Here is a 9,278-nt window from a genome sequence, read left to right as displayed (position 1 = left end):
ACATCCCCGTCTCGATCCGCGGCTACACAAGCCGCCGATCTGGCCATCAAAGCCTCAAGGACAGGGGGTCATTTTTGGACGCCGATATCCCCGAGATGGGGGTCACTTTTGCAAGCCGAAACACACAGGACGACCACATCGCTGTGACGACGATCGCCACGGATCGAGCCCATGATCACGCCTAGCGCGTCTGGTGTCCCCTCAAGATATTGCGTGAAGTGAGCACCGGAGAACGCAAGAGCCCCGGTGATCGCGAGCCTGCGGTTACGCACGATCGCGCAGTCCACGATGTCACCGATCTCCGCCGTGATCTCCGGCGATGCAAGCGTGCTCCGGCTGACATAGAGTAGCGCGCGCAGTGTGGCGGCTCGCATCGATTCTTCGTCCCTCATCAGCCATATCTGCTAAGGTCGCGCTGGCATAGAGCACCCGAGGGGCCGTCCGCGCTCTCAAAGAGCAAATTCGTGGAGACATGGCGCTCGTGTAAGGTCGTGCGAGGCGACGCAGTCTAGACTGATCGCCGAACGACGGCGGCAGCGATCTGCCGTTTTGGTCTCGAGCCCCAACTTCGGCCGCCGCCCGAGCTGGCCCGGCCGCAGGCAAGAGTCCACGCCGCATTCTTCGCCGCCGCCCGCAGGCCAAGCTTAGCTCCTGAAATCCTCCTTGAATTGATGTGGGGCGTCGTGGATGTCGCCAATGCGCGGGCCTCGATCGCCGCAGATCCCGCGGCAGGTCGCAGGCGGGCGCGCTCGTCCTCATCACCCGCTCCTGCGCAAGGGCGGGCGTCGCAGGGCCTGCGAGAAGCAGCGATAGGATGATCCTGCGCACGGGTCACTCCGAGTGCTGCGACGAAGCCTGGTGGAACTTACCTCCCGCCTTCGAAGAACAACCAGATGAACGCACCGCCTGGGCGTCCCGGTCATGTCGCCGCCATGAGCCATCGACGCCGCGAAGAAGCGACACGGCGGGAGCACGCCAAATGTGTCGAGTGGCTTCCGACGGGGCTTGAGAAGCGATGGGCCGACCCGCGCGCTGATCTCGCGGGCGCGCTCAGGTTCGCTGAGCAATCCGCTAGCGGGCTGGCAAACGCCAGCTGACCGAGCGCTCCGTAGTGGAAGCCTTGCTGCTCGGCTCCATTGCAGGTGGCTTCGAACCCCGCCCCGGCCGCGCCGCCGCGCGCCCGCCCTGGGGTCTCTAAAGGCGTATGTTGAGCCGCAGGAAGACGTAGCGGCCGACTCCGCTGACAGGCGTGGCCACCGAGCCGGTGTAAGGCCGCTCGCCGGTCAAGTTCTTTACGCCGACGGTGACGTCGAGGTCTTCTCGAGCCTCCCAGCGCAGCGATGCGTCGTGGATCCAGATCGAGTTGGCGTAGGGCGTCACGAAGTTGGCCGAGTTCTCCACTTCGACGCCTGAGAGCCCCTGACGGCTGAGGTAGGTGGAGTAGAGGCTGGTCGTGAAGTCCCCGACCTGCCACTGGAGCGTCGTGTTCACCGCCCACTTCGGAACATTGATCTCGTACAGCTCCGGGTTGGCCTGATCGGGGTCTTGCACGAAGGGATAGTCGTTCCGCTTCTGCATCCAGGTGCCCTGGACGGCGAGGCTGAGATCGCCCCAGCTCGCGAGTCCCACGTCACCCAGCGCCAAGCGATACCCTGCCGAGAAGTCGACCCCCGCCGCCTCCAGACTGGCGAAGTTGAGCTGTGTCTGCAGCAGGTAGTTGAAGCCCAGGTAGGTGGGCGAGCCCGGCGTCCGGTTGCGCGTGAACAGGGCGCAGTACTGGTTGTCAAGGCTGGGCGCGTCGTAGCAGCTGTCGACGATGTCCTGCGAACTAACCGCTGAGATCGCATCCTCGATCTCGATGTTCCAGTAGTCCACAGACAGCACCAAGCCTGGGATCCAGCGTGGCTGGAGAACGGCGCCGAGGGTGTACGACGTCGATTTCTCTTCCTGCAGGTCGACGTTGCCGCCGGTCTGCCCCGTGAAACGCGCCGTCAGCGGATCCACATAGGTGTAGGCGCCAGTGATGCCGAGATCCTGACGGCAGTTCGCCTCGCGAAATTCGCTGCCGTTGCCAAGCTCATTGGCGTCGCAGGGATCGATGGGGCGGAACGTGGCCGAGTCCAACGGCGAGAACAGCTCGATGATGTTCGGAGCTCGCACAGTCGTGGCGTAGCCGGCCCGCAGGCGCAGGTCAGGGACCGGCGACCAGACGCCGTCGACCTTGTAGGTCTCGGTGCGCCCCACCGTGGAATAGTCGCTGATCCGGCCCGCTAGGGTGACGCTCAGCTCCTCCACCAGCGGTAGGTCGCTCAACAACGGCAGGGCCAGTTCGCCGAAGGCTTCCTTGACGCTGAAGTCGCCGGAGATACCCGCCGAGGGGATGTACTGGAACACATATCCCGCGGCGTCATACGGGTCTGGCGCGTAGGCGCTCTTCTCCCTGCGATACTCTGCACCCAGCACGAAGGCGATCGGACCGCCCGGCAGGCTGAAGAAGCTCTTGCTGTCGCCGCGCAGAAAGCCGCTGACGACTGTCTGCTCGATCTTCGACTTGTCGGTGCCATAGTAGTTGAGGAAGGCTCGGGCCGCCGGGCTGGCCATGTCCGCGCCGAAGAGGTTCAGAGGGGCGCAGGTGCCGTCCCGAGGGTCGAACGTCTGAAAGCCGCCAAACTGCCCGATATCGCCCGGGTAGTTGGCAGTGTCGGTAAGGAACGAATAGGGGGGCAACGCCGTGGGGTCGAGGCTTGAGCGACAAACGGCCTGGCCGGTGGCGGGGTCGATCACCGCATCGATGGCTGCGAAGAAGCGATCTTCCAGACGCCGCGCGGAGGTGTACGCCTGCTCCGTTCGTCCATAGTTGGCGGAGACCTCATAGTTCCAGCCGTTTTCAAAGCCGCCGGTGAACCCCGCCACGGCGCGGTAAGTCTCGCGATCGAACTTCTGGCGCGGGTCGAAGATGTCGGCGTGGTCGCGGGCCACGGTGACTTGGATCGTTTCGGCGACGGCCGGATCGGCGGCGATCTCGGCGTTCACCAGGGCTCGGATGGCGGCCGGGATGAAGGGATTGTCCAGAGAGATCGGCGTGGCGTCGTCGAACGTATTGTATGGCGCATAGCTGATCGTCTTGTTCTTGACCGCCTTGAGTTCCACGAATGGCCGGAAAAGCGGCGAGACCTCATAGTTGGCGGTCACATTGAACACGAGGCTCTTGTCGTCGGGCGTCAGGCTCTCGCCGTTGTATGTTTCGGCCGCGCCGTCTCCGCCCGACTGATTGGAGCTGCCGGCGAACACGCCGTCGCGGAAGGGCCGCACCTGACCGGTCGCGGGATCGGTCACCCAACAGCCAAAGAACGTGCGCCCGTTGCGGCTCTCTGTACAGTCATCGACGCCATCCCCGTCGACATCCTGGATGTTCAGGAAATCGCCAGGCCCGCCCGGGAAGCCAATGCCGTAGGGGTCGATCCCTATGAGGCCGGTGTTCGAGGAGATAAAGAACGTCGGGTAATCGATGAATGCTCGCGAAGGGGCGCTCTGGGCCCGGGCGATCAACGCCGGCGGCGTACCGGCGTACCGCGGCTGGCCATTGGCCAGGAGGATGGAGGTCCCGATGGCGCGGCTGGGGTTTGCAATCGCCGGCAACGGGTCGCCGATCTGGTAAAACAGCGCCGGGTTGGAATAGTCGTTAGCCCGGCGGTTGTCGCGGAAGGCCTTGCGGTCGCCCATCAGCACCGCCTTGCGATCGCTCACTTGCACCGAGGCCGTCACATTACCACGGCCGCCGGCGAAGTTGCGTCCATGAACTGCCGAGAAGAACAGCTCCGAGCCGTCGAGTTCCTCCGACGCGCCCGCCTGGAAGTCCACCTCCGTGCCCTCGAAGTCCTTCTTCAGGATGAAGTTCACAACGCCGGTGACAGCGTCGGAGCCGTACACCGCCGAGGCGCCCCCTGTCAGAACCTCCACGCGATCGATGAGCGCCGAGGGGATGGTGCTCACGTCGACCGCAGCCGTGCCGGGGTCGCCGGCGACATGCCGCCGACCGTCAACGAGCACTAGGGTGCGATTGTCGCCAAGGCTGCGCAAGTTCAGGGTCGGGGCGGCGTTGGACAGGCTCTGGGCCTGCGTGCCCGACGAGATCAACGCTGGAATGCGGTCGAGCGTGTCGATGATCTGGGTGTCGCCTTTGAGCGCCACCGTTTCTGATGTCACGACCTGAACAGGCTGGGCGATGATCGCCGTGCTCAGCCGGCTGCCGGTGACGACCAGCTCCTCCACATCGACCTGTTGCTGCGCGGCGGCCGGCCCGGCGGCGGCGAAGCAGGCTGCACCTGCACACAGGGCATGACGAAAGGCGGACATGTGAGCTCCCCAAGCGTTACCGCACGCTGAGGGTGCCGCTTGGCGTCACCGCGTGTCCCGCCTCAGGCCCCATCGTTACCGTCAGACGTAACAATTCCGGCACAATGGCTGCGATTTTCGGCGCCGGCGCCGTGTCGGGCGGCAAGGCTCGTGTGGCGACGCGGCTCGGCTCTCGATGATCGGCCGCAATTGGCCAATCTGGCGCCGCCCACCGCCTGCTCGGCCCTGACCAACGCGGCGGCGCGCGTCGCCCTAAGGCGCCGCCTCGAAGCGCGGCGAGCGCCGGCCCTGCTACGCTCGCGACGAGACGCGCCTTGTCCGCGGCCCGGCACGGCGCAACCGGGGCTCTTGGCGTTGGCTCTTGGCGGTGTCGGGCGTTCTGCAACGCGTGCTTGGCCAGGACGCGCGGCGGGTCGGATCTTGCGCAGCTCTGGTCATCGACCGAGGATCTGGACCTTGCCTGGACCGGCAAGCGCTGCCTCTCACGATTGCGGCTCCTGAACGCCAGCTCCCCTGCAACGGCCAGGCCGCAGCCACCGAGGATCGCCAGGATGTCCGTCTCATCTAAGGCGCTCCGCCGGCGTCGGGGCGACCGGCGACCAGGTCGCGTGCAGATCGAAGCTGAGGTGGGCAGGCAGGACGTCTGTCCTTCCGTGATGGAACGACCCCCAAGCGGGGGCCGTCAGCCCCACCCTTCCTCCCCCTCCCTGCCACGGATCGCGCCGCCGCCCGGGCCCGACTAGAAGTCCCGTCGGACCACGCTTCGCCCCTTGAGACGCGGCGGTCAGTATCCGGAGAGCCGATCTCCAGCCCGCGATGTCGGCCGCCGCGACGGAGAAGGGTTCAGCGGCAGCGACCTTCGGACCGGCGAGGTGGTGATGACCGCCACGACCTGCGCCTCGCGCATTCAGAAGCGCAGATGCGCCCAGACGCCGTGTGATCTCCTGCGGGGTGCAATCAACCCGAACCGGCGGGGCGCTGGACACATCGGGTGATGCCGATCACGACGAAGCGGAGCTACGCGCGACATGGCGACGCAGGACTCCTGCATCCCGAAAGCTCCTGCCGCCCGTTCCGCGCGGCACGCACACATTGCGGTCGAAGGGTGCTGTCGATCGGCAACAGCGCACGCGGGTCCTCACTGTTGTTGCAGGAGGCGGGCCGCGGTGCGCAAACATGCTGGAGTGAACATCGGCAACGATATTGCTGATCACGGTCCGCAGCCGGCCGACGAACTCAGCCTTGCCTTGCCAATCGGCGGCGGCGCCCTTCGGCTATGCCGAGACGCGACAGGCGTGGCGCGAGCGAAGCGTGCACACGGTCCAGGCGGGCCGCTGATGGTCCTCTCGATCCCGAAGGCTGGCACTTACCTGATCGCTGCTTGGCTCGAAGCCCTCGGGTGGGTCGACACCGAGCTACATCTCTCCAACTTCACATTGATGGACTATCGGGGGCTCTCGCTCGCGGCGAAGCGGGCAGGCCAAGGGCGTGAGTGCTATGTTCCCGTCTGCACATCAGCCGGGTTCATCGGGCGCGGCCAGTTCGCCGTCGGTCACGTCAAGCCTGAGCCATGGGCGCAACAAGCGTTCAAAGACACAACGCGCCTGTTCCTGATGCGCGACCTGGCGTACGCGACGCTCTCTCATCTGCGTTTCCTGATCGCGACAGGTCGCGGCGCGCCAAGTGCTGCATGGCGCAGCATGCCCGCGTCTCCGCGACAGGCGTTGGCCTTCCTCGAGGAGGAAGGCCAGCGCCTGTTCGAAGATGAGTATGGACCGATGTGCGGGTGGCTCGACGAAGACCTGACCGTGGTGGCGTTCGAAGACCTTGTGACAATGCGCGCCGGACCACGCCTGGGATCGCTCGAGGCGCTGCTTGCGAAGGAAAGTGGCTTGCCCCTCGAAATCGTGCGCCAGCGATTGACGTCGGTGATCGGACGAGAGACCAAGACCTATTCCGGTGAGACCACCCGTATATCTCAGTGGTGGAACGAGGAGGTCCGGCAGCGCTTTGTCCGCCTCGGTCTCAACGATCTGCATTCCAAGCTTGGGTATAGCATCTATTAGCCCGGCGTCCGGCGCTTCGATGACCTGGAGAGGGAGGTCTTCGTGGAGAGCTCGCGGGGGCATCCATCCCACGGCCGAGCCGCTGAGGGTCGCGCGATCGGAAGCGCCCGGCGCCTTTGCACCGCTTTCTCTCTTGGAGATGACCGGATGAGTGATCCGTCGGACGAAACGGCGAACCGAGAATTGGCCAAGGCGCGCGCTGAGGCCTATCGCACCAGCGAGCAGTTCCATCGCGACGAAATGGCGGCGACCAACCTTCCGCGCCTGCGGGAGAAACATCGGATTGCAGCCGATAGGTTCGCCCAGCTCGCCAGGGTGGACGAGCAATTCGCCGCCTCAAAGCCACAGCGCCTCTGAGCTGCCGCGCGCCGCCGGGCGAAGACCGCTTGATGTTTCCCTGACCCGCCTCAAAAGACGCGGCCGCGTCTCAAGCAAGCCGGGGTGCAACCTGGTGGCGGGACGTCGCCCTCGCAGTCGAAGCTCGCGCTCCCAGACTACACAGCTGTTGTCTCGCGGGCCATCGGCGCCCCGCCCTTGCGGGCAAGGTCTTGGCCTGAGGCCGTGGCCGCAGCGATGATGTCGGCATGCTCAGCCTCACGCACCGCTCTTGCGACGTTCAAGCGTACGTAGAGGAGCGCACCCGGGTTCAACCGCAGCGCAGTCATGACAAGATCTCGAGCTGCAGACAGGCTCGGGGCGGGCATACAGACGAGAAGGATCGGGTCGCTGTCGCTGGGCTGCACGACGATAAGATTGCCAGCCATCGCCGGCAGAGCGCCAACATCGACACGCCGGAACCGGTAATGCGCGCCGGAGGCCCCGGGCATGTCGACGAACATGTTCATAGGGCCGAGGTTAGCGGCAGCGCTCCGATGTCGCCACCCCCGGCGGGACACCCGTCCTCTCGCCACGCTGTGAGCGGCGGCGGTCGCTCACCCGAGCGCAGGCCGAGCCTGCACCTCACGTCATCGATCACCACCTAACGAGCCTCGTAGGCCGCGATCTGCGCCTGGCACAAGCCACGCGCGGGCTCGCCGGCGGCTTGGCGTCGATACCAGTCCATGGTCAGGGCCACCGCCTCGGGCGCGTCCAGCCGGCTCTCGAAGCCCAGCGCCTGCCGCGCCAGGCTCGCGTCGATGGCCAGCGACTTGGCCTCGATGGAGTTCGGATCGGGCTCGTGCCGCCAAGGCTGGCCGCCCAGAGCCTCCACGCCCAAGGTGGCGAGCTCGCCCACCGTGACGGACGGTCCGCCCGGCCGGGGCCCGAAGTTGAGCGCCCGCGGCGTGGCCGGATCGGTCGCCAGCGCCTCCAGATGCCGGAAGTAGCCGGCCAGGCAGTCCAGCACATGCTGCCAGGGTCGCGTCGCCTCCGGGTGCCGCAGGACGACGGCCTCGCCGCCCTGCGCCGCACGGACGATGTCCGCCGTGAGCCGGTCGCGCGAATAGTCGCCGCCGCCGATGACATTGCCGCCCCGGGCGGTCGCGACCGGCACGCCCCAGGCGTCGAAATAGGTCCGGGCGAAGCTCTGAACCACGATCTCCGTCGCCGCCTTCGAGGCCGAATAGGGATCCTTGCCGCCGAGGGGATCGCCCTCCTGGAAGGCGCGGCCCGTCTCGGCGTTGGCGTAGACCTTGTCCGACGTGATCACGAGCACGGCCCCGAGCTCCGGCTGGTCGCGCAGGGCCTGCAGCAGGTGCGCCGTGCCCATGACGTTGGCGGCGAACGACCCGACAGGATCCTTGATCGACGTCCGAACGATGGCCTGGGCGGCCATGTGCAGCACGAGGTCGAAGCTGTGGCCGGCGAGCGCGGCGGCCACCGCGTCGGGGTTCCGCAGGTCGACGAAGCGCGACTCGATGAGTTGCGAGACTCCGGCCATCTCGAACAGGTTGGGCGTCTGGTCGGGCGGAAGGGCCAGGCCCGTCACCTGGGCGCCCAGCCGCGCGAGCCAGATCGCCGCCCAGGCGCCCTTGAAGCCGGTGTGGCCGGTGAGCAGGACCCGCTTGCCCGCCCAGAAGCCGGGGTTCACCGCCGCCACGGCGCCTCTCCCGACGCCCAGAGGGCCTCGAGGTGGTTTTTGTCGCGCAGGGTGTCCATGGCCGCCCAGAAGCCGTCGTGGCGGTAGGCCATCAGCTCGCCATCGCGCGCCAGACCCTCGAGGGGCGCCGCTTCCCAGGACGTGGCGTCGCCGTCGATCCGGTCGATCACCTCCGGCTGCAGCACGAAGAAGCCGCCGTTGATGAGGCCGTTGTCGCCCGGCGGCTTCTCGGTGAAGCGCTGCACGCGGCCGTCCGTGAGCTCCAGCGCGCCATAACGCCCGGGCGGCGCGACGGCGGTGATGGTCGCGGCCTTGCCGTGCGCCTTGTGGAACTCCGCCAGGGCGCCGAGGTCCACGTCGGACAGGCCATCGCCGTAGGTGAAGAAGAACGCCTCGCCGGGCGTCAGATACTTGGCCACCCGCTTCAGGCGGCCGCCGGTCATGGTCTCGGCGCCGGTCTCGACCAAGGTGACCCGCCAGGGCTCGTGATTGGTGGCGTGGTACTCGATCGAGCCCTTGTCGAGATCGACGGTCAGGTCCGCGCTGTGGAGCACGTAGTTCGCGAAGTACTCCTTGATGACGTAGCCCTTGTAGCCCAGGCACACGACGAAGTCGTTGAAGCCGGCCGCCGAGTACAGCTTCATGATGTGCCAGAGAATCGGCCGGCCGCCGATCTCGATCATCGGCTTGGGCTTCAGGTGACTTTCCTCCGAAATCCGCGTCCCCAACCCGCCGGCCAGAATCACCGTCTTCAACTCGCCCCCCCTGTGTGCCGGCCCCTCATAGCGACGCCTTGTCCGGGGAACCAGAGGGCGGCG

7 protein-coding genes are annotated in these 9,278 nt (G+C 66.5%); 2 read left to right on the top strand and 5 right to left on the bottom strand.

The window, feature by feature from the left end:
- Positions 1 to 68: 68 nt before the first annotated feature.
- Positions 69 to 392 carry a BLUF domain-containing protein gene (locus ACO2Q0_RS20940; protein WP_423353462.1) on the bottom strand — a complete coding sequence of 108 codons (324 nt, stop codon included), beginning with the start codon at positions 390 to 392 and terminating at the stop codon, positions 69 to 71.
- An 802-nt stretch (positions 393 to 1,194) separates the two neighbouring features.
- Positions 1,195 to 4,356: a TonB-dependent receptor domain-containing protein gene (locus ACO2Q0_RS20935; RefSeq protein ID WP_423353461.1), complete on the bottom strand. Its 3,162-nt coding sequence runs from the start codon at positions 4,354 to 4,356 to the stop codon at positions 1,195 to 1,197.
- A 1,184-nt stretch (positions 4,357 to 5,540) separates the two neighbouring features.
- Here ACO2Q0_RS20935 and ACO2Q0_RS20930 point away from each other — a divergent pair.
- Both ACO2Q0_RS20930 and ACO2Q0_RS20925 read left to right on the top strand, forming a co-directional pair.
- On the top strand, positions 5,541 to 6,422 hold the full coding sequence (locus tag ACO2Q0_RS20930; RefSeq protein WP_423353460.1) for a hypothetical protein: 882 nt from the start codon (positions 5,541 to 5,543) through the stop codon (positions 6,420 to 6,422).
- 147 nt (positions 6,423 to 6,569) lie between these two features.
- Positions 6,570 to 6,779 carry a hypothetical protein gene (locus ACO2Q0_RS20925; RefSeq protein ID WP_423353459.1) on the top strand — a complete coding sequence of 70 codons (210 nt, stop codon included), beginning with the start codon at positions 6,570 to 6,572 and terminating at the stop codon, positions 6,777 to 6,779.
- Positions 6,780 to 6,916: 137 nt separating this feature from the next.
- On the opposite strand, the gene ACO2Q0_RS20920 is transcribed toward ACO2Q0_RS20925, so the two are convergent.
- From ACO2Q0_RS20920 to rfbF, 3 genes are all read right to left on the bottom strand, one after another.
- On the bottom strand, positions 6,917 to 7,267 hold the full coding sequence (locus ACO2Q0_RS20920; protein WP_423353458.1) for a hypothetical protein: 351 nt from the start codon (positions 7,265 to 7,267) through the stop codon (positions 6,917 to 6,919).
- 134 nt (positions 7,268 to 7,401) lie between these two features.
- Entirely contained in the window at positions 7,402 to 8,460 is a 1,059-nt protein-coding gene (gene rfbG / locus ACO2Q0_RS20915) for a CDP-glucose 4,6-dehydratase (RefSeq protein ID WP_423353457.1), read from the bottom strand.
- The gene (gene rfbF, locus ACO2Q0_RS20910) at positions 8,448 to 9,215 is read right to left on the bottom strand and encodes a glucose-1-phosphate cytidylyltransferase (protein WP_423353456.1); all 768 of its coding nucleotides are present in this window, start codon (positions 9,213 to 9,215) and stop codon (positions 8,448 to 8,450) included. Before rfbF ends, rfbG begins: the two co-directional genes overlap by 13 nt.
- Positions 9,216 to 9,278: the final 63 nt, after the last annotated feature.

It is taken from the genome of Phenylobacterium sp. VNQ135 (assembly GCF_049445735.1).
Classification (GTDB): Bacteria; Pseudomonadota; Alphaproteobacteria; order Caulobacterales; family Caulobacteraceae; genus Phenylobacterium.
Note: the sequence above shows the minus strand (reverse complement) of the source record. Positions and strands in the feature narration are given on the sequence as shown.